A 24,808-nucleotide genomic window follows, 5' to 3' on the forward strand; every position below is an offset into this window, starting at 1 on the left:
CGCCAACACCCCGACCAGCCAACCGTCCCCGAAGCGACGGCGCCCCCACGTTCCAGTCGGCGGGGGTTGGCCGCATCCCCATCATCCTCCCGACGCGCGCATCACCCGGGAGGTCCGCCTTGGGAGTGTTCGAGCTGCTCGGCCGCTGGCCCGTGTTCCGGCAGTTGCGGAAGGGAGACGCCACCGCGCTCGGTGAGACGGCGATGACCGAGCGCAGCCGCCGCCTGGAGCCGCGCACCGCGAGCGCCGACCGCGTGGTGAAGTCCGTCTGTCCGTACTGCGCGGTGGGCTGCGCCCAGGACGTGTACGTGAAGGACGGGCGCATCCTCGACATCGAGGGCGACCCGGACTCGCCCATCTCCCGCGGCCGGCTGTGCCCCAAGGGCTCGGCCACGTTCCAGCTCGTCACCGGCAGCCACCGCATCCACGACGTGCTCTACCGCCGGCCCGGCGGCACGGAGTGGGAGCGGATTCCGCTGGAGAAGGCCATGGACATGGTGGCCGAGCGCGTGAAGCGCACCCGCGACGAGACGTGGGAGGACACCGACGTCAACGGCCTGAATGTCCGCCGCACCCTGGGCATCGCCCACCTGGGCGGCGCCACGCTGGACAACGAGGAGAACTACCTCATCAAGAAGCTCTTCACCGCGCTCGGCATCGTGCAGGTGGAGAACCAGGCTCGAATATGACACTCCTCCACGGTGCCCGGTCTGGGCATCACGTTCGGTCGTGGCGGCGCCACGAACTTCCAGCAGGACCTGCGGAACGCTGACTGCATCATCATCCAGGGCAGCAACATGGCCGAGTGTCACCCGGTGGGCTTCCAGTGGGTGATGGAGGCCCGGGAGCGAGGTGCCACGGTCATCCACGTGGACCCGCGCTTCACGCGGACGAGCGCCGTGGCGAACCAGCACGTGCCCATCCGCGCGGGCTCGGACATCGCCTTTCTGGGCGGGCTCATCCGCTACGTCCTGGAGCACGAGCGCTACTTCGAGGAATACGTCGTCGCGTACACCAACGCGGCCAACATCATCCGCGAGGGCTTCCAGGACACGGAGGAGCTGGACGGGTTCTTCAGCGGCTTCCTGCCCGATGAAGGGAAGTACGACTTCACCACCTGGCAGTACGAGGGCGTGGGCGGCACGGTGCCCGCGGGTGGCCACAAGCACATCTACGGAGAGCCCGGCGCCGGCAAGGGCGGCGAACACGAGGAGGGCTCCGCCCGCTTCGAGGCGCACAAGGACCCCACACTCCAGCACCCGCGCTGCGTCTTCCAGCTGCTGAAGCGCCACTTCCAGCGCTACACGCCGGCCATCGTCTCGCAGGTGTGCGGCGTACCGGAGGAACAGTTCCTCCAGGTGGCGGAGACGCTGTGCGCCAACTCGGGCCGCGAGCGCACCACGGCGTTCTGCTACTCGGTGGGCTGGACGCAGCACACGGTGGGCGTGCAGTACATCCGCACCGCGTCCATCCTCCAGCTCCTCCTGGGCAACATGGGCCGGCCCGGAGGCGGCATCCTCGCGCTGCGCGGGCACTCGTCCATCCAGGGTTCGTCGGACATCCCCACCCTCTACAACCTGCTGCCCGGCTACATGCCCATGCCGCATGCCCGGCAGGGGTATGACCTGGACGACTACCTGAAGGACCACGCCTCCAGCACCGGCTGGTGGAGCAACCTGCCGAAGTACATGGTGTCGCTCCTCAAGGCCTGGTTCGGCGACGCCGCCACCCAGGAGAACCACTACCTCTTCGGCCACCTGCCGCGGCTCACCGGCAACCACTCCCATCTCCAGACGGTGACGGACATGGCGGATGGGCGGGTGAAGGGCTACTTCATCATGGGAGAGAACCCCGCCGTGGGTTCCTCCAACGGGGCGCTCCAGCGCAAGGGCCTGCGCAAGCTGGACTGGCTGGTGGTGCGCGACCTCACCCTCATCGAGACGGCGGAGTTCTGGCGCAACGCCCCGGAAATCGCGGCCGGTGACGTGAGGACGGAGGACATCCAGACGGAGGTCTTCTTCTTCCCCGCCGCCGCGCACACGGAGAAGGAAGGCACCTTCACCAACACCCAGCGGCTGCTCCAGTGGCGCGACAAGGCCGTGGAGCCACGCGGGGACGCGCGCAGCGAGCTGCACTTCGTCTACCACCTGGGCCGCAAGCTGAAGGCGCTCTACGCCGGCTCCCGCGAGGGGAAGGACCAGCCCATCCACGACCTGCTGTGGGACTACCCCACGCACGGCCCGATGGCGGAGCCGAGCGCCGAGGCGGTGCTCCAGGAGATCAACGGCTACACGGTGGCGGACCGCCGGGTGGTGAGCGGCTTCTCGGACCTGAAGGACGACGGCTCCACCGCGTGCGGCTGCTGGCTCTACTCCGGCTGCTACGCGGACGGCGTCAACCAGACGGCGCGCCGCAAGCCCGCGCGAGAGCAGTCGTGGGTGGCGTCCGAGTGGGGCTGGGCGTGGCCGGCCAACCGGCGCATCCTCTACAACCGCGCCTCGGCGGACCCCGAGGGGCGGCCGTGGAGCGAGCGGAAGAAGTACGTCTGGTGGGACGAGGCCCAGCGGCGGTGGACGGGCGAGGACGTGCCGGACTTCATCGCGGACCGGCCGCCGGACTACCGCCCACCGAAGGACGCCCGCGGCGTGGACGCGCTCGGCGGGGCCGACCCGTTCATCATGCAGGTGGACGGCAAGGGGTGGCTGTACGCGCCCAGCGGCATCGTGGACGGCCCGCTGCCCACGCACTACGAGCCGCCGGAGTCGCCGGTGGAGAACGCGCTGTACGGGCAGCAGTGCAACCCGGTGCGGCTGGAGTGGCGCCGCCGGGACAACCCGCTGCACCGCGCCTGGGATGATCCGCGCTTCCCGTTCGTCCTCACCACGTACCGGCTGACGGAGCACCACACGGCCGGAGGCATGAGCCGCTGGCTGTCCTGGCTGAGCGAGCTGCAGCCCGAGCAGTTCTGCGAGGTATCACCGGAGCTCGCGGCCGAGCGCGGGCTGACGAACGGCGGCTGGGCCACGGTGCGCACCGCGCGCGGGGACATGGAGTGCCGGGTGCTCGTCACGGAGCGCATGCGCCCGCTGCGGATGAAGGGCAAGTGGGTGCACCAGATTGGCCTGCCCTACCACTGGGGCGTGACGGGGCGCCTGCGCGCGAGCGGGGCGAATGACCTGCTGCCCTTCGTGGCGGACCCCAACGTGGAGATTGTCGAGTCGAAGGCCTTCACCGGCGACATCGTCGCGGGCCGGCAGTCCACCGGGGAGCGCGCCGCCGCGGACCATTCGCCGGCGGAGCCCCTGCCCCCGGACCTGCCCGAGCTGCGGCGCGACAGCCCGAGCGTAGGCGACGTCCCGCACGACGCATACCAGGAGCACTTGGAACAGGAGCGGTAGCCGATGGGACAGAAGGGCTTCTTCACCGACACCACGCTCTGCATCGGCTGCAAGGCGTGCGAGGTGGCCTGCAAGCAGTGGAACCAGCTCCCGGACGACGGCTTCCACTTCACCGGGATGTCGTACGACAACACCGGCGCACTGGGTGCGTCCACGTGGCGGCACGTGGCCTTCGTGGAGCGGCCGGTGCCGCTGACGGGGCTGACGAAGGGTGGAATCGACTTCTCGTGGTTGATGATGTCGGACGTGTGCAAGCACTGCCAGCGGGCCGGATGCCTGGAGGCGTGCCCCACCGGCGCCATCATCCGCACCGAGTTCGACACCGTGTACGTGCAGCCGGACGTGTGCAACGGCTGTGGCTACTGCGTGGTGGGATGTCCCTTCGGCGTCATCTCCCGGCGCGAGGAGGACGGGCGCGCGTGGAAGTGCACCCTCTGCTACGACCGGCTCGGCGAGGGCATGACGCCCGCCTGCGCGAAGGCGTGCCCCACCGAGTCCATCGCCTTCGGTGACCTGGATGACCTGCACGCGCGGGCCGAGAACCGCGTGCGCAAGCTGCACGAGCAGGGCATGACGGACGCGTACCTGTACGGCAAGGACGCGGAGAACCAGCCGGGCACGGGCGGGCTCAACGCGTTCTTCCTGCTCGTGGACAAGCCCGAGGTCTACAGCCTGCCGCCGGACCCGGTGGTGCCGACGATGAAGGGCAAGCGCACCTGGGGCATGGTGGCGTTGGGCGCGCTCGGAATGGCGGCGATGGCCGTGGGCTCCGTGCTGCTCGGAAGGGAGGCGCGCTCGTGAGCGACTCCAACGGCAACGGAGAGACGCTGCTGGACCGCCTGCAGCGCAAGCGGGACGGTCGCAACGTGGACCCCGCCCTGGGCGTGCTCTCCGGCGAGGGCTCGCAGCAGCGCGTGAAGGATCCGGAAGGCGCGTACCCGGCTCACGGCCAGCAGGTCACCCACCTTCCCTCGCGCGCCGAACCGCAACGCGAGGACGCACCGAGCTACTACGGGCTCCCGGCGGTGAAGGAGCCCGTGTGGATCTGGTCCATCCCCACGTACCTCTACGTGGGCGGCGTCGCGGGCGCGGCGAGCCTGCTCGGGCTCGCGGCGGACGTGATGGGCGGCCCGAGGCTGGCGAAGCTGGGGCGGCGCTGCCTGTGGGTTGGCACGGCCGGAGACATGATCAGCACGGTGTTGCTCATCCACGACCTGGGACGGCCGGAGCGCTTCCTGAACATGCTGCGCGTGTTCCGTCCCACTTCGCCCATGAGCATCGGCTCGTGGGTGCTGGCCGGCTCGGGGGGGCTGAACACGCTGGGGGTGCTGCTGGCCCACCGGCCCGGTTGGATGGGAGTCGTCGGCCGGAGCGCCGCGGCCGGCGCCGCCGTGCTGGGCATGCCGCTGGCGGGTTACACGGCGGTGCTGCTGTGCAACACGTCCGTGCCCATCTGGCAGGCCACGCACCGCGCGCTGCCGCTGTTCTTCATGTCCTCCGCCACGGCGGCCGCCGGTAGCCTGTTGTCCCTGCTGCCGCATGCGCCGCACGAAGCACGCGTGTTGCGCCCCTACCGTCTCGCGGGAAAGGTCGCGGAGCTCGTCACGGGCGTCGCCGTGGCGCGCGACGCGGCACGGGTATCCGAGGTCGCGAGACCCCTGAAGGAAGGCGTCTCGGGAGCGCTGTGGAAGACGTCCCGCGTGTGCTCCGCGGCGGGGTTGCTGCTGGACGTGCTGCCCGGCCGGTCGCGGTGGAAGCACGTGGCGGCGGACGTGCTGACCACGGCGGGAGCCCTGGCCGCGCGCTTCGCCATCTTCCACGCGGGCAAGGCCTCCGCGCGCAATCCCCAGGCGACCTTCCAGGGACAGCGCCAGGGGCTCGGGGCCGCGGAGGTGAAGGGCAACACGCTGGCAGCGGACGGCAAGCCGCTGAAGTTCCCGCTGCCCGTGCTGCGCTGAGGGGCGTCCCCTACTCCTTGTCGTCCTTCCGGGGCAGGAGGTTCTCCACCATGCCCTTGATGGACTGCTTGATGATGCCGCCCGCGTCCACGTCGCCCTTGAGCAGGGCCTGGGTGTAGTTCTTCGCCTGGTCGAAGGTGATGTGCGGCGGGAGCGGCGGCACGTTGGGGTCCACGTAGGCCTCGAAGACCACGGGCCGGTCCGAGCTCAGCGCCTCCTCCCAGGCGCGCCCGAGTGCCTCGGGCCGGTCCACGCGGATGCCCTTGAGCCCGAGCGTCTCCGCGTAGCGCGCGTAGGGGAAGTCCGGCAGGTCCTGCGTGGCGGGCAGCTTCGGGTCCCCGGCCATGATGCGCTGCTCCCACGTCACCATGTTGAGGTCGCGGTTGTTGAGCACCAGGACGATGAAGCGCGGGTCCTTCCACTCCTTCCAGTACTTCGCCACGGTGATGAGCTCGCTGTTGCCGTTCATCTGCATGGCGCCGTCGCCCACCATCGCGATGACGGGCCGGTGCGGGAACGCGAACTTCGCGCCGATGGCGTAGGGCACCCCGCAGCCCATGGTGGCGAGGTTGCCGGACAGGGACGCCATCATCCCCTTCCGCATCTTGATGTTCTGCGCGTACCAGATGGTCCCCGAGCCCGAGTCCGCCGTGAGGATGGCCTCGTCCGGAATGCGCGGTGACAGCTCCCAGAAGACGCGCCGGGGGCTCACGGGGTCGGCGGCGCTCATCGCGAGCGACTCGGCCTGCTTCCACCACTGCCGCACGCCCTTCTCCACCGTGTCCCGCCAGCTCCTGTCCTGCTTGCGCTGGAGCAGCGGAATCAGCGCGCGGAGCGTCTCGCGGCTGTCGCCCACCAGCGGCACCTCCATGGGGTAGCGGATGGCCAGCATCCGGCCGTCGATGTCGATTTGCACGCCTCGCGCCTGTCCCTCCTTGGGCAGGAACTCCGAGTACGGGAAGCTGGTGCCCACCATCAGCAGCGTGTCGCAGTCGGCCATCAGGTCCCAGCTCGGCTTGGTGCCCAGCAGGCCGATGGAGCCCGTCACGAAGGGCAGGTCATCCGGCAGCACCGCCTTGCCGAGCAGCGCCTTCGCCACGCCCGCGCCGAGCAGGTCCGCCACCTGCACCACCTCGTCCGCGGCGTTCATCGCGCCGGCGCCCACCAGCATGGCGACCTTCTTGCCGGCGTTGAGCACATCCGCCGCGCGGCGCAGGTCCTGCTCCTGGGGAAGGACGCGGGGCACGCTGTAGCCCACGCTGGAGTGGACGGTGCCGTGGGCGCGCTCCGGCTTCTGGTACGGCTGCTCCTGGATGTCGTTGGGGACGATGATGCACGTCACGGTGCGCTCGTACCAGGCGATGCGCATGGCGCGGTCCACGGCGTGACGCATCGCGGACGGGTTGGTGACCATGGTGACGTACTCGCTGGCCACGTCCTTGAAGAGGGCCGACAGGTCCACCTCCTGCTGGTAGTGGCCGCCCAGGCACGTGCTCGCCTGCTGCCCGACGATGGCCACCACCGGCTGGTGGTCCAGCTTCGCGTCGTAGAGGCCGTTGAGCAGGTGGATGGCGCCAGGGCCCGAGGTGGCGAGACACACGCCCGGCTCGCCGGTGAACTTGGCGTGAGCGCACGCCATGAAGGCGGACATCTCCTCGTGGCGCGACTGGACGAACTTGAACTCCGAGTTGCGCCCGAGCGCTCCGAGGATGCCGTTGATGCCGTCTCCGGGGTAGCCGTAGATGCGGCGGACGCCCCACTGGGACAAGCGATAGAGGAGGTAGTCGGCGACGGTGACGCTCATTTGGTAACCCCGTGGCGGAAGCCAACAGGGTCAACCTGCGCACACTTCGCGGGCGCGAGAAGGCGAGCAGGCAGGCAGCCCGGCCCGCCTCCGCCAGTCCCCGGACCGGGCGCCTACTCCGCCTTCGCCACGTCCTTCTCCAGGCCGACGTTGGTGGAGGCCCGGTTGTAGATGGCCTCGTCCAGGAGCCCCTCCTCGCGCGCCACGAGGACGGGCACCAGCATCTGCCCGGTGACGTTGGTCATCGTGCGCATCATGTCGAGCACGCGGTCGATGGCGAGCAGATAGCCCAGGCCCTCCAGCGGCAGGCCGGCGGAGCTGAGCACCACGGTGGCCATGACCACGGCCGTGCCGGGCACACCCGCGGTGCCGAAGCTGCCCAGCACCGAGGCCAGCAGGATGATGAAGTACTGCGACGCGGACAGCTCCAGGCCGAAGTACTGCGCGACGAAGAGCGACGTGATCGCCGGGTAGATGGCGCCGCAGCCGTCCATCTTGATGCTGGCGCCCAGGGGCACCGCGAAAGAGGCGTAGTCCTTGTTGACGCCCAGGTTGTGCGTGACGCTGCGGATGGCGACCGGCATCGACGCGAAGCTGGACGAGCTGACGAACGCCACCTGCATGCCGGGCGCCGCGCCGCGGAAGAAGCGCAGCGGGTTGAGCCCGTGCGTCAGCAATAGACCGCCGTAGACGAAGACGATGTGCAGCGCGCACGCGAGGTACAGCGCGAACACCAGCCGGCCCAGGGGCAGCAGGCGCTCGAAGCCGTAGGTGCCCACGAGCGCGGCGATGAGGCCGAAGGTGCCCAGCGGGGTCAGCTCCAGCACGAAGCGGGTGACTTGAATCATCGCGTCGCTGGCCTCGCGCACCAGCTCGCGCAGCCGGGCCGTCTTCTCCCCCAGCTTCACGAGGGCGAAGCCCAGCAGGCCGGCGAAGAAGATGACCTGGAGGATCTTCCCTCCCGCGAGCGCCGCGAAGGGATTGGTGGGCACCACGTCCAGCAGCACCTGCATGGGCCCGGGGACCTCGCGTGGCTTGAAGGACTCCTCCACCTGGAGCTGTCCCACGCCGACGCCCGGCTTCATCAAGGCGGCGGTGCCCAACCCCACGCCCACCGCGAGCGCCGCGGTGATGGCGAACCAGAGGAACGTCTTCCCGCCCAGCGCGGCCACGCTCTTCTGCCCGTGCAGCGCGGCCACCGCGTTGATGACCGCGAAGAACACCAGCGGCGTGGCGATCATCTTGATGAGGTTGACGTAGAGCGTGCCCAGCGGCTGGAGCCACGGACCCGCGGGCTTCCCCACGAGCCAGCCCACCAGGGCCCCGAGCACGAAGGCCCCGAGCACGCGCTGCCAGAAGGGAATGCGGAACCAGGCGGAGATGAGCGTCTTCACGAAGGGCACCTCGTCGGCGACCGGCGGACCATAACCAACCGCGCCGGAGCGCGCAGGGGTTCGCTGCGCCGGGCCCCCGCACATGACGTGAAGCGTCCACGGAACCGGACACCACCCCTGAAGTTGGACGGTACAGGCCCCGTAAAGCGCGAAGGTCGGGGTGACGCGGGTGTCCGCCGCTCGGCCCGTGCCTTGCTCAGGGCCCAAGGGGGACATTGACGCGCGGAGCAGCCCACAGCACGCTTCACGGCATGGGACGGCACGCGAAAGAACGTGGAGAGGCCTTCCCCCGGGCCCCCACGCAGGCGGAGTGGGACGCGATGGGACCGGAGGAGCGGGCGCGGGTGGTGGAGTCCCTGCCCGATGAGGTGACGGACGCGGAGCTGGCGATGCCGGAGGGCGACCTCCACTTCGCCGCCAAGGTGGAGACGCGCGACGCGCTGCTGGGCTACTTCGCCCGCCAGAAGCGCGACGTCTATATCGGCTCGGAGCTGCCCATCTACTACCCGGGGGAGCGGCGCTTCGCGCCGGACCTGCTGGTGGTGCTGGACGTACCGTCCCACAAGCGGGGCAAGTGGGTGGTCAGCCACGAGGGCAAGGGGCTGGACTGGGTGATGGAGGTCCACGTCGGCGGCGACCGGAAGAAGGACGCCGAGTTCAACGTGAAGCGCTACGCCCGGCTGGGCATCCCCGAGTACTTCATCTTCGACCGCTCACGGGAGGAGCTGCTCGGGTATCGGCTGGAGACGCCCGGCGATCGCGAATACACGCGGATGAAGCCCCGGAGGGGACGCTTCTACTCGGAGGTGCTGGGGCTGGAGCTGGCCGTGGAGGACGACAAGCTGCGCATGTGGGCCGGCCAGGAGCTGCTGCTCGAGTCCACGGAGCTCCTGGAAATCGAGCGGCGCCGCGCGGAAGAGCTGGAGGCGCGCCTGAAAATCGAGAGCCGCCTGCGCAGGGACGAAGCCCGCCGACGCAAGGAGCTGGAGCAACGTCTGGCCGAGCTCCAGGCCCAGCTGGCGCAGCGCCGCCCTCACTGAGCGCCCGGAAAACGGCCGGGAAATCAGGGGACTCGGGCCTCCGGGGGCCCGTCTGGCCCCCTGCTTCCAGGAACTTTCCAGGGAGGCCCTCCCCTTCCGGCCCGAGGAGCGATACACCTGGGGCCCACCATGGCCGAGACCTCTTCGCTCAACATCCCTACTGTCGACCTCGCCGACCTCGTGTCGGAAGACCCGGCCCGCGTCGAGCGCGCCGCGGCGGCGATTCGCGAGGCGTTTGGTGTCTTCGGCCTCGTGTACCTGAAGAACCACGGCGTCGACACGCAGGCGCTCAATCGCTACTACGACGCCTTCGCCGCCTTCATCGCGCAGCCGGCGGAGACGAAGAAGCCCTACGGCCGCGCCGACATCTGGTACCAGCGCGGCTGGACGCCTCCGAACACCGAGGTCGCCGTCGCGGGCAACGGCCAGCCGGACTTCAAGGAGTGCTACTTCGTCGCGCCGTACCCCAACGACGAGCAGTCGGCGCTGGAGTTCCCGGAGCTGTACCCGGAGAACGTGTGGCCCGCGAACGCGCCGCCGTACTTCCAGGACGGCATCATGCAGCTGGGCCGCTCCCTCCATGAGGCCGGACTGAAGCTGCTGCGCGGCGCGGCCGTGGCGCTGGGGCTGCCGGAGACGGCGTTCTCGGACCTGTGCCAGCGCGCGCCCCACGTCACGCGGGCGCTCCAGTACCTGCCGCTCACCGCCTCGCAGGTGAACACGGACATCGTCTGGGGCGAGGAGCACACCGACTTCAACCTGCTCACGCTGCTTCCCGGAGGCCGGTTCCTCGACCCGGACGGCCGCCCTGCCCCGGCTCCCGACAACAAGAGCGGCCTGTACCTCCGCACGCGCGCCACGCCGGAGGCTCCGAACGGGCAGATGGTGCGCGGCACGGCGCCCGCGGGCTGCATCGTGGCGCAGGTGGGCCAGCAGCTCGAAATCCTCTCGGGCGGCACCTTCCTCGCCACGCCCCATGTCATCACCGCGCCCGGCGTGTCCGGCTGGCAGCGCCAGTCCGCCGCGCACTTCATGCACGTGCACACCAGCACGGTGCTCTTCCCCCTGCCGAAGTTCCGCACCGCCGACGCCGTCCGGAACTACGCGCCCCCGGTGCTCGCGGGCACGTATGACATCAAGACGCTCGTGGACATCGGCCTCGCGCCCTCGAGCGCGCTCGACAAGCTGGGCTACCGCCACTACGACCGCCTCAACCGTCAGCGCGCGGGCACGTAGTCCGCTTCTTGTTTCATAAACATAGACATCAAACACAGACAAACAGGCATCGAGTCAATGACTTGACAGTCATTGATTTGATGTCTGTTTTTGTTTGCGCTCATCGGCCGTGGCCGGGCGCCCCTGAAAATGGCTGAAGACGTGTTCATGTAGGTATTGGGCCCCATGGGTTAGGCGCCGCGACCCAGGAAAAAATGGCTGAAGACGTGTTCATGTAGGTGCATCACCTTCCTGGGCATCGAGCACGACCCCAAAAAAATGACTGAAGACGCGTTCAGGTAGGCACTGCACCTCCAGAGCCTCTTCAAAAACCGGAGGAATGTCAGGTCATGTAGGCATTGGCTACAGGCCACCGTCCCCGCTTCTGGAAACGCGGCGAGCACTGTCGCCCGGAAAAATGGCTGAAGACGTGTTCAGGTAGGTCTTGCCCAACGGGCTGCCTCGCCGCCGTCGACCTGAAGCTGGCCCGATTCCGACCTGCAGCTGGATCACGGAGCCGGCCCCAGCGGCTCGCGGAGCTCGGCACCTGGAACCGGCACGTTCCCGACCGCATCGCGCGGAGGCCCTGGGGCGTGTCCCCACCCCCGCTCCCAGCGGCCCCGGTTTCACCCGCCGGAAACCTGAATGGTGATTCATAACTCACGCGCTGGCGCAAGGCGTGGAGCGTCAAACCCGTGGGGTTCTCCACCACCCCGTTTCCGAGTGTGGATGGGCCTTGCCCAAGGCCCGCCGAAGGCGCCTAATCCGGCTCCATGAAATTCCTGCGAGATCTCCGCTCGGTCCTGAACCTGACCGTCCTGGTCGCCGGACTCGGCTACTTCGTCGACCTCTTCGACATCACGCTGTTCGGCGTGGTGCGTGTGGCGTCGCTCAAGGACATCGGCATCACGGACCCGACGGAAATCCTCACGAAGGGCGTGTTCATCTACAACGCCCAGATGGTGGGGATGATGGTCGGCGGGATGCTGTGGGGCGTGCTCGCCGACAAGCGCGGGCGCCTGTCGGTGATGTTCGGCTCCATCCTCCTCTACTCGTTCGCCAACCTGGCGAACGCCTTCGCCTGGGACGTGACGACGTACGCCCTCTGCCGCTTCCTGGGCGGCGTAGGCCTGGCGGGCGAGCTGGGCGCGGCCATCACCCTCGTCGCCGAGTCCCTCCCGAAGGAGAAGCGCGGCCTGGGCACCACCATCGTCGCCACGCTGGGCATGCTCGGCATCGTCGCCGCGGCCCTCGTCGGCCAGCACATGACGTGGAAGGTGGCCTACATCACCGGCGGCGTCATGGGCATCGCGCTGCTGTTCGCGCGCTTCAAGGTCTCCGAGTCCGAGCTGTTCTCCAAGAAGACCGACCCGTCCCGCGCCAACCCCTTCCTCCTCCTGCAGGGGGGCCGCTTCCTCAAGTACATCTGCTGCATCCTCATCGGCGTGCCCATCTACTTCACCACGGGCATCCTCTTCACCTTCGCCCCGGAGCTCACCGCGGGCCTGGGCGTCACCGGCACGGTGACCGCGGGCAACGCCATCCTCTACGGCTCCATCGGCCTGACGCTGGGGGACCTGCTGGCGGGCGTCTTCAGCCAGGCCCTCAAGAGCCGCAAGCGCGCGGTGGGGCTGAACCTCGTGGCCGGTCTCTGTCTGATGCTCCTCTACGTCCTCGTGCCGGGGCTGACGAGCACTGGCGTCTACGTGCTGTGCTTCTTCCTCGGCATCAGCGTGGGCTACTGGGCGGTGCTGGTGACGATGGCGGCCGAGCAGTTCGGCACCAACATCCGCGGCACGGTGGCGACAACAGTGCCCAACTTCGTGCGCGGCTCCGCCGCCATCGCGGCGAGCGGCGTCGCCTGGCTCAAGGGCTCGCAGGGCTTCACCATGGGCAACGCGGCGCTCCTGGTGGGCAGCCTCTGCTTCGGCCTCGCGCTCCTCGCGCTCCTGAAGCTCGAGGAGACCTTCCACCGCGACCTCGACTACGAGGAGACCGCCACCAGCCCGGCGGCCCTCCCCCACTCGCAGCCGCACTCCAGCTCCCGGAGCTGAGTCCCGCGAGCCTCAGGCCCCCTCGGGGGCCATGAATCCGATTTCCACCGGATCTCCGAGGCCCCTCGCGGCCGCCAGGGCGGGGCTCACGCCCGATAACCGACGTTCAGCGCCGCGAGGGTTGCGCCCGGTGTGGGGGCGTGACTAACCACCGCGCGCATATGGCCTCCCCTGCCCTACGCCCCATCCAGAAGGTGCTGTGCGCCAACCGCGGTGAGATCGCCATCCGGGTCTTCCGCGCTTGCAACGAGCTGGGCATCCGGACCGTCGCCATCTACAGCGACGAGGACCGCACCCACGAGCACCGTCACAAGGCGGATGAGGCGTACCTCGTCGGCCGCGGCAAGCGCCCGGTGGAGGCCTACCTCGGCATCGACGAAATCCTCGACGTGGCCGAGCGCGCGGGCGTGGACGCCATCCACCCGGGCTACGGCTTCCTGTCGGAGAACGCCGACTTCGCCGAGGCGTGCGAGCGGCGCGGCATCCGCTTCATCGGCCCGCGCTCGCCGGTGGTGCGGACCATGGGCGACAAGGTGGCCGCGAAGGAGCTGGCCCGGAAGGTGGGCGTGCCGGTGGTGCCCGGCGTCACCCTGGAGGGCGACGACGCGCGCGTGCTGGAGCAGGCCCGCGCCTTCTTCGCCCAGCACGGCGGCCCCATCCTGGTGAAGGCCGCGCATGGCGGCGGCGGACGCGGCATGCGCGTCGTGCGCGAGGCGGCGGAGCTGGAGTCGGCGCTCGCCTCTGCGCGCTCCGAGGCGAAGAGCGCCTTCGGCTCCTCGGCGGTGTTCCTGGAGAAGTTCCTGGAGCGCGTGCGCCACATCGAGGTGCAGCTGCTGGGCGACCTGCACGGCAACCTCGTGCACCTGCACGAGCGCGACTGCTCGGTGCAGCGCCGCCACCAGAAGGTCATCGAGATTGCCCCCGCCCCCAACCTGTCCCAGCAGCTGCGCACCGCCATCTGCGACGCGGCGGTGCGGCTGGCGCGAGAGGCGGGCTACTCCAGCGCGGGCACCGCCGAGTTCCTCGTCTCCGGAGACAGCTTCTACTTCATCGAGTGCAACGCGCGGCTCCAGGTGGAGCACACCGTCACCGAGCAGGTGACGGGCGTGGACCTCGTGCAGAGCCAGATTCGCATCGCGGAAGGCTACCGGCTGGACTCGCCTCAGGTCGGCATCCCCTCGCAGGACGCCATCGTCCCGCGCGGCTTCGCGGTGCAGCTGCGCGTCACCACCGAGGACCCGGCGAACAACTTCATGCCGGACGCGGGCATCATCACCGCGTGGCGCGCCGCCACCGGCTTCGGCATCCGGCTGGATGGCTCCAATGGCTACACCATGGCGCGCATCTCGCCGTACTACGACTCCATGCTGGTGAAGGTCATCGCCTACGCGCCCACGTTCGAGGGCGCGGTGATGAAGGGCCAGCGCGCGCTGCGCGAGTTCCGCATCCGCGGCGTGAAGACGAACCTGCCCTTCCTGGAGAACGTGCTGCGGCACCCCGCCTTCCAGTCGGGCCAGACGTACACCCGCTTCATCGACGAGACACCCGAGCTCTTCAAGCTGGAGCCCCGGAAGGACCGCGCCAGCAAGCTGCTCCAGTACCTGGGCGACGTCATCGTCAACGGGCACCCCACCATCAAGAAGCACCAGCGGCTCAAGCCCACCCAGTTCCTGGAGCCGCGCCTGCCGGTGACGCCGCCGGGCCCCGTGCCGCGCGGCACCGCGCAGATTCTCGCGGAGAAGGGCCCGCGCGGGCTCGCCGAGTGGGTGCTCGCCCAGAAGCGCGTGCTGCTCACCGACACCACCATGCGTGACGCGCACCAGTCGCTGCTGGCCACGCGCATGCGCACGCGCGACATCCTCCGCGTGGCCCCGGCCACCGCGCACCTCGCGTCGGACCTCTTCAGCCTGGAGTCCTGGGGCGGCGCCACCTTCGACACCTCGTATCGCTTCCTCAACGAGGACCCGTGGGCCCGCCTGCGCGCGCTGAAGGCCGCCGCGCCCAACCTGCTGTTGCAGATGCTCCTGCGCGGCGCCAACGCGGTGGGCTACACCAGCTACCCCGACAACGTCGTGGAGTCCTTCATCGACGAGGCGGCCGAGGCGGGCGTGGACGTCTTCCGCATCTTCGACAGCCTCAACGACCTGGGCAGCATGGAGGTCTCCATCCGCCGCGTGCTCAAGACGGGCAAGGTGGCGGAGGTGGCCATCTGCTACACGGGCGACGTCGCCAACCCCAAGCGCAAGAAGTACACGCTGGACTACTACGCGGACCTGGCGAAGCGCATCGAGGACTCGGGCGCCCACTTCCTGTGCATCAAGGACATGGCGGGCCTCTTGCGCCCGCGCGCCGCGGCCATGCTGGTGTCGAAGCTGCGCGAGGTGACGCGACTGCCCATCCACCTCCACATGCACGACACCGCCGGCAACGGCATCGCCAGCTACCTGGAGGCGATTGAACACGGCGTGCACATCGTCGACGTGGCGCTCGGCAGCATGGCGGGCCTCACCAGCCAGCCCAGCATGAACGCGCTGGTGAGCGCCCTGCGCGGCCACCCGCGTGAGACGGGGCTCGCCAACGCGCGCCTGCAGCCCTTGGCCAATTACTGGGAGGACGTGCGCGAGTACTACGCCCCCTTCGAGGCCGGTCTCAAGAGCACGACGAGCGAGGTCTACTACCACGAGATTCCGGGCGGCCAGTACTCCAACCTCCGGCCCCAGGTGGCGGAGATGGGCCTCCTGGGCCGGTGGAACGACGTGAAGGACGCCTTCGCGCTGGTGAACGCGGTGGTGGGTGACATCCCCAAGGTGACGCCCTCGTCGAAGATGGTGGGTGACTTCGCCATCTTCCTTCTGAAGAACGACCTCGCGGTGCGCGGCGCGGACCTCAACGAGAGCGCGGCGCTCACCCGCGCGAAGCTCATCGCCGAGGCGCCCCGGCTGGACTTCCCCTCCAGCGTGGTGGGCTACTTCCGGGGCGAACTGGGCCAGCCGCCCAACGGCTTCCCGGAGGACCTGCGCGCCGCGGTGCTCAAGGGCCTGCCGCGCGTGGAGGGCCGCCCCTCCGCGAGCATGCCGCCGCTCGACCTCGAGGCGCTCCGGCGCGAGCTGTCCCAGAAGGTCGGCCACGAGCTGAGCCGCGTGGACGCCATCTCCAGTGCGCTCTACCCGCGCGTCATGGCCGGCTTCCTGGAGGACCAGGCGAAGTACGAGGACGTGTCCATCCTCGACACGCCCAACTACTTCTACGGCATGGAGGTGGGGCAGGAAATCTGGGTGGACCTGGAGCCGGGCAAGACGCTGGTCATCAGCCTGACGGCGGTGGGCGAGCCGGACGAGGACGGCTGCCGCACCGTCTACTTCGCGCTCAACGGGCACAATCGCTCGGTGCTGGTGAGGGACCGCAGCCTCGCGGCGAAGGTGGAGGCCCGCCGTCAGGCCGACCGCGGCAACCCGAACCACGTCGCGGCGAGCATGCCGGGCACCGTCATCGCGCTGCACATCAAGCCGGGCGCCCGCGTGGAGGCCGGCGCCCCACTCGTCACGCTGGAGGCCATGAAGATGGAGACGGTGGTGCGCGCCCCGCGCGCGGGCACCGTGGCGGAGGTGGTCCCCGCCCTCAAGGCCGCCGTGCAGGGCGGAGACCTGCTCGCCGTGCTCCAGTAGTCCTGGGTGGAACACGACAGGGACATCCATGGCCGGGCAACCGCTGTACACGAGCGACCACATCGACATCCGCCACGAGGCGGACGAGGGCTGGCTGTACGTGGACTGGAAGGGCTACCAGTCCGTCGAGATGGTGAAGGCCGGCTGCGAGGAGATGCTCCGCCAGCTGACCCGGCTGGGCCTCGCCAAGGTGCTCAACGACAACACGCACGTCACCGGCATCTGGGTGGGGGCGGCGGCCTGGCTCGCCAGCAGCTGGTTCCCCCGCATGCGCAATGCGGGGATGCGCCACTTCGCCTGGATTCAGTCCCCCGCCCGCCTCAGCTACGTCTCCGCGACGACGACGGTGCAGCAGATGGACCCGGAGATGGCCGTGCTGTTCGACGACGCCGAGGCCGCACGGGCCTGGCTCCGGGCCCAGCCCTAGGAGGCCGCCGCCTCCCCGCGCGTCTCGCGGAAGAGGCGGCCTGGCGCGGACGACGTCAGCACTCCTCGCCGTGGTCCTGCTCGAACACCAGCACGCGGTGCGACCGCGGGAAGTAGAGGACGTACAGCTCCCAGATCATGCACGCGTCCGGCCACATCTCGCGCTTGTAGCTCCAGCCCGTCACCCGCACGTCCTCGGTGCCGTTGCCGTACGCGTTGAGCAGGGCCGGGTGCAGCGTGGCCATGCCCGGCAGCAGGCGGTTCTGGACGAACTCGGCGTAGCTCATGTTGTCCAGGCGATACCCACTCAGCGCGGGGCTCTGGGAGACGTCGTACACCGCGGCGGCCACCTGGTGCAGGCGGGCCGGCGTGGAGAGGGGCCACGCGAAGGACTTCGCGCTCAGCTCGCCGAAGCACTGGTACGAGCTGCCACACGCGGCGTTGGCCGCGCTCAGCTTCGACTGCAGCTCCGCGCTCACCGGCTGCTCGGTGAGCACCACCGGGTAGAGTTCATAGTCGGCCGCGTAGTAGTCCTGGCACACCGGCCACATCCACTGCGTCCAGGCGGCCTCGCCTCCCGCGCACCACACGGGCTTGAAGGGGTTGGACGGGTAGCAGGCGCCCTCGTAGAGGTGGTGCGCGTCATCCGCGCCGAAGCAGCGGGAGTAGGCCTCCTGGAGGGGGACGCCCTCGGCGCCCCAGTGCGACATGCACTCCTCGAGGTAGGGCCCCACCTGGTTCGTGTCGCACGTGGCGTACACGGACGGGTCCACCGGGTTGCACGTGCCGCTGAGGCAGTCGAGCTGGAGGCGGAACTGCTTGCCCGAGCCCGAGCCGCTGCTGACGACGACGAGGTACTCACCCGCCTGGGGGAACGTCACCGACGCCACCTTGCTGAGCTGGCCATAGCCGGCGTCATCGTCCTGGGCCCGAAGGGTGGTGCCGAAGCTGCCGCTGGCGTCGCGCGGGCCATAAACGAAGAGGCCGGTGTCCAGGTACATGCTGCTGCCGCCGTGCGTCACCTCCAGCTTCGCCACCGCGCCGGCGGAGACGTGGATGCTGAAGGAGAAGTACTGCGGGTTCGCCGTGAAGCGCGTCTGCACCGCGCCCGGCACGGCCACCGAGCCCATGTACGTGGTGCTGTCGAGGATGTTGCCGCTGAGCGGCGCGGGCGGTGGGAAGAGCACGCCCTGCTCCACCGTGTCGGCGGCGACGGGCTCCGCGTCCGGAGCGACTTCGGTGGGACCGCAGGCGCCCAGCAGGAGCGCGGGCAACAGCCAGAGGGACTTGCGGGAACGGTGCATGAAGAGGCCTCGTTGCATGAATTGAGGGGATTCCAGGGTGAGGCGGGCGCAGCATAGGCGTGCGCGCCGACACCCCCGGGCGCGCCCATCCCCGCCGCCCGCCTGCTGTCCCGGGGCCAGAAAAAGAAATGCACGGTGGAAAACCGGCTGTTGGCCTGTCAGCAGGCGGGCACCACTCGGGGTGTGGCCGGACCTGGGCATCGATGTACAGTCGTCAACATGAGTCCCCAGCGGCCCGGGGGGGGCCCCCGCTCCGACGCGCCCGAAGAAACGCTGACCCTGGGCACCCCCGTGCCCGGGGCGCGCCCGGACTCCGAGCGCCCTTCCGGGAACACCCAGGAGGACACGAGCCGCGTGGGGGCCATCGCCTCACCGCCTCCGGGGCGGGTGCTGGCGGAGCGCTACACCGTGCTGGACGTCCTGGGGCACGGCGGCTTCGGGCTCGTCATCTCGGCCTATGACGTCCGGCTGAACCGGCGCGTGGCCCTCAAGCTGCTGCGTCCCGTGTGGAGCCTGGAGTCGGACGACGCGGACCAGGTGCGCCTGCTGCGCGAGGCGCAGGCCATGGCGCGGCTCAACCACCCCAACGTGGTGCACGTCTACGACTCGGGGCGGTTGGAGGATGAATCGGTCTTCATCGCCATGGAGTACGTGGAGGGGCGCACGCTGCTGCAGTGGCTGAGGCAGCAGCCCCGCCCCTGGCGCGAGGTGCTGCGGGCCTTCCTCGAAGCGGGCCGGGGGCTGGCGGCGGCGCACGACGCGGGGCTGGTGCACCGCGACTTCAAGCCGGAGAACGTGCTCGTCGGCGAGGACGGGCGCGTCCGCGTGACGGACTTCGGCCTCGCGCAGGCGGCGCACGGCTCGGGCACGGACGACGCGCCGGAGGCCGCGCCGCTGCCCCGGACGTGGACGGAGCCGCTCACCGAGTCCGGCAAGGTGGTGGGCACGCCGCGCTACATGGCCCCCGAGCAGCTCCAGGGCCGCGCCGTCGACGCGCGCACCGACCTGTACGGCTTCTGCGTGGCCCTGTACGAGGGCCTCTACGGCGTGCGGCCCTTCGCGGGCGACACCTTCGGCGCCATCCTCGACGCCCGCGTCGCGGAGCGCGTCATCCCCCCTCCGCCCGACAGCGAGGTCCCCGCCTGGGTGGCGCGGGCGGTGCTGCGCGGGCTCAAGGCCGACCCGCTCCAGCGTCCGGCCTCCATGCGCGAGCTGCTCCTGGAGCTGGAGGACGACCCGGAGCAGCGGCGGCGGGCCCGCCTGCGCGCGGCGGTGCTCGCGGGCGGTGGCGTCCTCCTGCTGGTGACGGCCGTGTGGGGCTGGCTGCGCCAGGAGGCACCCGCCTCTCCCTGCGTGGGCATGGAGGGGCGGCTCGCGGGCGTCTGGGACGCGCGGCTGCGCGAACGGCTGCAAGAGGTCATGGCGCAGACGGGCCTACCCCAGGCGAGCGACACCTTCGGACGCGCGGCCGGGCTGCTGGACGCGTACGCGGCGGGCTGGGTGAAGCAGCGCGCGGAGGCGTGCGAGCAGGCCCGGCAGGAGTGGGCGGAGCAGCCCCACCGGCTGGCCGCGCTGCGCGAGTACTGCCTGGAGCGGCGCCGCGGGCAGCTCGGCGCGCTCACGGAGCTGCTCGTCAAGGAGCCGGACCCGAAGCTGGTGGGCGGCGCGGTGCAGGCCGTGCAGTCCCTGCCCCCCTTGAGCGACTGCGCCGACGCGCGCCTGCTCACCGCCCAGGTGCCGCCGCCGGAGGATCCGGAGGTGCGCGCCCGCGTCGAGGCGTTCCAGCTGAAGGAGGACCGGCTGGAGGCCCTCCACCGCGCGGGCCGGTACAAGGAAGGGCTGGCGTTCGCGGAGGCGCTGCGGCCCGAGGTGAAGTCGCTGGGCTACCCTCCCCTGCAAGGCAAGTTCCTCTACTGGCACGCCATGCACCTGGACGGGGCCGGTGACTACCGGGGTGCCGAGTCCCTCCTGCGCGAGGTGCTGGTGCTGGCGGCGCAGGGCCGCGATGCGATGCTGGAGTCGCGCGCCTGGAGCTTCCTCGTCACCGAGGTGGGCGCGCGGCAGGCCCGCTACGCGGAGGCCCTGTGGCTGGAGCTGCCGCTGCTCGCCGCGGCGGAGCGGCTGGGGGATGACCAGCACCTCGCCGTGGCGCTGGAGACGCTGGGCACCGTGCGCTGGATGACGGGCGAGCACGAGCGCAGCCGCGAGTACTACGAGCGCGCGCTGGCCCTCCTGGAGAAGGCCTCGGCCCCGGAGAGCCTCGACCGGGCGAACCTGCTCAACAACCTGGGCAACGTCCTCATGGACCAGGGGCAGCACGCGGAGGCCCGCGAGCACTTCGAGCGCGCGCTGGCCATCAAGCAGCGGCTGCTCGGCGACGAGCACCCCTCCATCGCCGTGACGCTCAACAACCTGGGCATCATCCACGAGGAGCTGGGCGAGTACGCCCTGGCCCAGGCGCACCACGAGCGCGCCCTCGCGATGCGGCGCAAGACGCTCGGCCCCGAGCACCCCATGGTGGCGTCCTCGCTCACCAACCTCGGCGACGTCCTGCTGGCGCGCGGGCACCTGGAAGAAGCGCTGGAGCACCACCAGCGCGCCCTGGCGCTGAAGCAGCAGACGCTGGGCGCGGGGCACCCCAGCGTCGCCACCTCGTACGCCAGCCTCGGCGAGGTGCTGGCCGCCCTGGAGCAGCATGGGCGCGCGAGAGAGCACTTCGAGCACGCCCTCGCCCTGCGCGAGCGGATGCAGGGGGCCGACCCGACGGAGGCGGCGGAGGTGTCGGCGCTGCTCGGGCGGACGCTGGTGCGCCTGGGTCGGTGGGACGAGGCCGCGCGCCATCTCCAGCGGGTGCGTGACACGGGTGAGCGGGTCGAGGCCTCGGACCCGAGACTGCTGGCCCTCGCGCGCTTCGGCCTGGGCGAGCTGCACCTCGCCCGCCGCCAGCCCACGCTGGCCATGCCACTGCTCGAGCGCTCGCTGGAGCACCTCCCCGTGCGCGTTCGCGCCGAGGCCTGGTGGACCCTGGCCCGGGCCCTGTGGGATGGGGGTACCGAGCGCCCCCGCGCGGTGGAGCTGGCCACGCGGGCCCGGGAGCACTACCGCCAGGCCGGCAACGAGCGGAAGCTGGCGCTGGTGTCCCAGTGGCTGTTGTCGCACTCTGGCTCCAACGCGTCCGGTCCCCGTCAAGCTGACGGTGCAGGCGCCCGGTGACGAGACGCCCCATGCAGCGGAAGACCTCCAATGACATGTCGCAGACGGCGGAGCACTCGCGGAGCAGGGAGGCCTCCTTCTCCCCCCGTGTCGTGCCCGTCCTGACGGTCATCTCCCACCCCCAGCCCCAGCGCATCGGCGAGCGCCTGGTGCTGGAGGAGCTGGCCACCTCCGGGAGGCCGGTGTCCCTGTCGCGCAACGCCCCGGAGTTCTCCCGCCTCGGGGGGCTGGTGACGCAGCCGCTGGGGGACCCGTTCGTCAGCCGCACGCCCGTCGACTTCGAGCCCGGGACGAAGGGGCACCTCCGGCTGCGGGTGCCGGAGAACGGGACGCGCGTCACGGTGGCGGGCGAGCCCGTCCAGGGCCTGCGCGAGTTCTCCCCCGAGGAGCTGCTGATGGGGGTGCCGCTGGTGCTGGCCGAGCGCGTGGTGCTGCTGCTCCACCTGACGTCCCACGCGGAGACCTCCGCGCAGGACCTGGGGCTCGTGGGCCAGTGCGACGGCATCCGCCAGGTGCGTGAGGACATCATCCGGGTGGCCGACCTCGACGTGCCCGTGCTCATCCGCGGCGAGACGGGTACCGGCAAGGAACTGGTGGCGCGCGCCATCCACGACCGGGGGCCGCGCCGCTCGGGCCCCTTCGTCAGCGTCAACCTGGGCGCGCTCGCGAAGGAGCTGGTGGCCGCCGAGCTGTTCGGCGCCCTGCGCGGCGCGTACACGGGCGCCACCAAGGACCGCGAGGGCTTCTTCCGCGCGGCCCAGGGCGGCACCCTCTTCCTCGACGAGGTGGGCGAGGCGCCCACCGAGGTGCAGGTCGCGCTGCTGCGCGTGCTGGAGACGGGCGAGGTGTACCCGGTGGGCGGCCACACGCCGGTGAAGGTGGACGTGCGGCTCGTCTCCGCCACGGACGCCAACCTGGAGGCCCGCATCCAGGAGCGGCTGTTCCGGGCCCCGCTGCTGCACCGGCTGGCCGGCTTCGAAATCCACATGCCCCCGCTGCGCGAGCGGCGCGAGGACATCGGCCCGCTCTTCATGCACTTCGCCCGGCAGGAGCTGGAGTCGCTGGAGGGCACGGAGCGGCTGGCGTCCACGGACCCGCGCGCGGAGCCCTGGCTGCCCGCGTCCCTGGCCGTGCGCCTGGTGCGCTACTCCTGGCCCGGCAACGTGCGCCAGCTGCGCAACATCGTCCGGCAGCTCGTCATCGGCAGCCGGGGCCTGCCGCACCTGCGCGTGGACTCCCGGCTGGAGCAGACGCTGGACGCCGACGCCCTGCCCGTGCCCGGCAAGGCCCCGGCCACGGCCTCCGGCGCACCCACGCCGCCCGCCGCTCCCGAGGCGAAGCCCCAGCGGCGCAAGCCCTCCGAGGTGAGCGAGCAGGAATTGCTGGAGGCGCTGCGCGCCTGCTCGTGGGACCTCAAGGCCACCGCGGACTGGCTGGGCATTCCGCGCCCCTCCGTCTACGTGCTCATCGACCGGAGCTCGCTGCTGCGCACCGCGAGAGATTTGAGCCCCGAGGAAATCACCACCTGCTTCCACGACTGCGGGGGCGATTTGGACAAGATGGTGCAGCGCCTGGAGGTCTCCAAGCGCGCCCTCCAGCGCCGTCTACGGGAGCTGGGGCTGGGCGTTTCCTGAGCCGTTGACGCGTCAGCCCCAGGGCCCACCGGACGCGCGGACGTGTCAGCACATCGCGCCTTCCCCGGGCGCGGACCACCTTTCGCGGAGTTAGGGACACGGGGCGGGTGGCCCGGTGCCTGCACGAGGGGCACGCCATGGACACGGACGCCCTCATCAAGCAGATGCAGTCATTGGCCCTCACGGAAGCCCTTCCCTTTCTGCTCAAAGCAATAGGGGCCCTGGTGCTGTGGTACCTGGGACGCGCGGTCATCTCCGGGTTCCGGCGCGTGCTGAACCTGGCCCTGCAGAAGCGCAAGCTGGACGCCACGCTCATCCGCTACGTCGAGTCGCTCTTCGCCGGTTCGCTCACCATCCTCCTGCTGCTCGCGATTCTGGGAACGATGGGCGTGGAGACCACGTCCTTCGCCGCGCTGCTGGCCGCGGCGGGTATCGCCATCGGCACGGCCTGGTCCGGGCTGCTCTCCAACTTCGCCGCGGGCATCTTCCTGCTCGTGCTGCGCCCGTTCCGCGTGGGGGATGAAATCTCCGCCGCGGGCGTCACCGGCTTCGTGCAGGAGATTGGCCTCTTCGCCACCACGCTCGACACGGGCGACAACCTCCGCATCTCCGTGGGCAACAACCGGCTGTTCGGCGACAACATCATCAACTTCACCCACCACCCCACGCGCAGGATCGCGGTGAAGGTGCCGCTGCTCCACGGCGGTGACGTGCGCCTGCAGATGCGGGCCCTCCAGGAGCTGGTGTCCACGCTGCCCACCGTGGAGCAGAAGCCCGCGCCGTCGGTGGACATCGTGGAGTTCACCGTGCACGGGCCCGTGCTGGCCGTGGGCGTGCACTGCAAGGCCACGCAGGCGGGGGCGACCACCGTCGCGGTGACGGCCGCCGTCGCGGACTTCCTCATGTCCTCCGGCTATTCCGTGCCGCAGCAGACCGCCCAGCAGCTCATCTCCAAGGCGAGCTGAGGCGCCCGACGGCGGCGGGACGGCCTCAGGCTCCCGCCGCCTCGTGGTCCCGGCACAGCAGCAGGCTGTCCTCGCGCGAAAGCGGCTCCTGCGTGAGGCCACAGCTGAAGCGCCCCGGCCCCTCCCGCCGGAAGTGCCTGCACGTGGCGCATGCGCCGAAGCTGCGCTGCGCATTCGCGGCCTGCAGGGAGCGCAACAACCCGGTGAGCTCCTCCTCGAGCACCCGGCCTCCCTCCGGCAGCCCGCCCAGCACCCGGGCGAAGAGCGCCGGAGGGAGCGCGTCGTCCAGCACCGCGCGCCCCGCCTCCGTCAGGGACAGGTGGACGACGCGCCGGTCCTCGGTGCTCGCCTCCTTGCGCAAGAGCCCCTTCTCCTCCAGCAGCAGCAACGTCTGGGACACCGTGCCCTTCGTGAGGCCCAGGTACTCCGTCAGCGCCGCGGGCGTGTTGCTGTAGCGGTTGCACGACTGCACGTAGCGCAGCGCCTGGAGGTGCACCGGCTGCAGCCCATGGCGCAGCCCCGCCGCCCGCTCCTCCGTGCGGAGCAGGTTCCCGATGCGTTCCAGCAGCGCGTAGAGACGGTCGACGGCCACGGGTGAAAAGGTATCGGGCCGATACCGACTTGACAAGGCCAGGGGGTCCGACGCATTTAGTATCGAGTCGATACCAATTCGACGCCGCACCCAACCTCGTTTCCCAGGAGTCATGTCATGACCACGCCCACCATCGCCCCCGTCAC

General features: G+C 70.3%; 15 protein-coding genes. 11 read left to right on the forward strand and 4 right to left on the reverse strand.

Going from position 1 to position 24,808, the window contains the following annotated elements; all coding sequences use genetic code 11:
* Positions 1-119: 119 nt before the first annotated feature.
* Genes fdh through nrfD form a run of 3 tightly spaced genes read left to right on the forward strand, consistent with a single transcriptional unit; the run spans position 120 to position 5,356 of the window.
* Positions 120-3,398 (forward strand): formate dehydrogenase, encoded by a 3,279-nt coding sequence (gene fdh / locus HG543_RS32195; RefSeq protein WP_246357449.1) that lies wholly within the window; start codon positions 120-122, stop codon positions 3,396-3,398.
* Between the two features lie 3 nt (positions 3,399-3,401).
* Positions 3,402-4,199, forward strand: a complete 798-nt coding sequence (locus tag HG543_RS32200; protein ID WP_169348747.1) for a 4Fe-4S dicluster domain-containing protein — start codon at positions 3,402-3,404, stop codon at positions 4,197-4,199.
* Positions 4,196-5,356 carry an NrfD/PsrC family molybdoenzyme membrane anchor subunit gene (gene nrfD, locus HG543_RS32205; RefSeq protein WP_169348748.1) on the forward strand — a complete coding sequence of 387 codons (1,161 nt, stop codon included), beginning with the start codon at positions 4,196-4,198 and terminating at the stop codon, positions 5,354-5,356. The genes HG543_RS32200 and nrfD overlap by 4 nt, the downstream gene beginning before the upstream one ends.
* Positions 5,357-5,366: 10 nt before the next feature.
* Here nrfD and HG543_RS32210 read toward each other — a convergent pair whose 3' ends face one another.
* Positions 5,367-7,160 carry a thiamine pyrophosphate-requiring protein gene (locus HG543_RS32210; RefSeq protein WP_169348749.1) on the reverse strand — a complete coding sequence of 598 codons (1,794 nt, stop codon included), beginning with the start codon at positions 7,158-7,160 and terminating at the stop codon, positions 5,367-5,369.
* 113 nt (positions 7,161-7,273) lie between these two features.
* Positions 7,274-8,554, reverse strand: a complete 1,281-nt coding sequence (locus HG543_RS32215; RefSeq protein WP_169348750.1) for a cation:dicarboxylate symporter family transporter — start codon at positions 8,552-8,554, stop codon at positions 7,274-7,276.
* A gap of 251 nt (positions 8,555-8,805) precedes the next feature.
* Between HG543_RS32215 and HG543_RS32220 the strand changes: the two genes are divergently transcribed.
* From HG543_RS32220 to HG543_RS32240, 5 genes are all read left to right on the forward strand, one after another.
* Positions 8,806-9,594 carry a Uma2 family endonuclease gene (locus HG543_RS32220; RefSeq protein ID WP_169348751.1) on the forward strand — a complete coding sequence of 263 codons (789 nt, stop codon included), beginning with the start codon at positions 8,806-8,808 and terminating at the stop codon, positions 9,592-9,594.
* Positions 9,595-9,723: 129 nt separating this feature from the next.
* Complete coding sequence (locus tag HG543_RS32225; RefSeq protein ID WP_169348752.1) at positions 9,724-10,830, forward strand: isopenicillin N synthase family dioxygenase; 1,107 nt, start codon at positions 9,724-9,726, stop codon at positions 10,828-10,830.
* Between the two features lie 752 nt (positions 10,831-11,582).
* The gene (locus tag HG543_RS32230; protein WP_169348753.1) at positions 11,583-12,863 is read left to right on the forward strand and encodes an MFS transporter; all 1,281 of its coding nucleotides are present in this window, start codon (positions 11,583-11,585) and stop codon (positions 12,861-12,863) included.
* A gap of 161 nt (positions 12,864-13,024) precedes the next feature.
* The gene (locus tag HG543_RS32235) at positions 13,025-16,528 is read left to right on the forward strand and encodes a pyruvate carboxylase (RefSeq protein WP_169348754.1); all 3,504 of its coding nucleotides are present in this window, start codon (positions 13,025-13,027) and stop codon (positions 16,526-16,528) included.
* A gap of 28 nt (positions 16,529-16,556) precedes the next feature.
* Positions 16,557-16,955 carry a hypothetical protein gene (locus tag HG543_RS32240; protein ID WP_169348755.1) on the forward strand — a complete coding sequence of 133 codons (399 nt, stop codon included), beginning with the start codon at positions 16,557-16,559 and terminating at the stop codon, positions 16,953-16,955.
* Positions 16,956-17,010: 55 nt separating this feature from the next.
* On the opposite strand, the gene HG543_RS32245 is transcribed toward HG543_RS32240, so the two are convergent.
* Positions 17,011-18,258 carry a hypothetical protein gene (locus HG543_RS32245; protein ID WP_169348756.1) on the reverse strand — a complete coding sequence of 416 codons (1,248 nt, stop codon included), beginning with the start codon at positions 18,256-18,258 and terminating at the stop codon, positions 17,011-17,013.
* 219 nt (positions 18,259-18,477) lie between these two features.
* Between HG543_RS32245 and HG543_RS32250 the strand changes: the two genes are divergently transcribed.
* From HG543_RS32250 to HG543_RS32260, 3 genes are all read left to right on the forward strand, one after another.
* Positions 18,478-21,471: a serine/threonine-protein kinase gene (locus HG543_RS32250; protein ID WP_169348757.1), complete on the forward strand. Its 2,994-nt coding sequence runs from the start codon at positions 18,478-18,480 to the stop codon at positions 21,469-21,471.
* 11 nt (positions 21,472-21,482) lie between these two features.
* Positions 21,483-23,105: a sigma 54-interacting transcriptional regulator gene (locus tag HG543_RS32255; RefSeq protein WP_169348758.1), complete on the forward strand. Its 1,623-nt coding sequence runs from the start codon at positions 21,483-21,485 to the stop codon at positions 23,103-23,105.
* A gap of 137 nt (positions 23,106-23,242) precedes the next feature.
* On the forward strand, positions 23,243-24,070 hold the full coding sequence (locus HG543_RS32260) for a mechanosensitive ion channel family protein (RefSeq protein ID WP_169348759.1): 828 nt from the start codon (positions 23,243-23,245) through the stop codon (positions 24,068-24,070).
* A 25-nt stretch (positions 24,071-24,095) separates the two neighbouring features.
* Here the strand turns inward: HG543_RS32260 and HG543_RS32265 are convergent, their stop codons facing one another.
* Positions 24,096-24,662 (reverse strand): MarR family transcriptional regulator, encoded by a 567-nt coding sequence (locus HG543_RS32265; RefSeq protein WP_169348760.1) that lies wholly within the window; start codon positions 24,660-24,662, stop codon positions 24,096-24,098.
* Between the last annotated feature and the right edge of the window lie 146 nt (positions 24,663-24,808).

It is taken from the genome of Pyxidicoccus fallax (genome assembly GCF_012933655.1).
GTDB lineage: Bacteria > Myxococcota > Myxococcia > Myxococcales > Myxococcaceae > Myxococcus > Myxococcus fallax.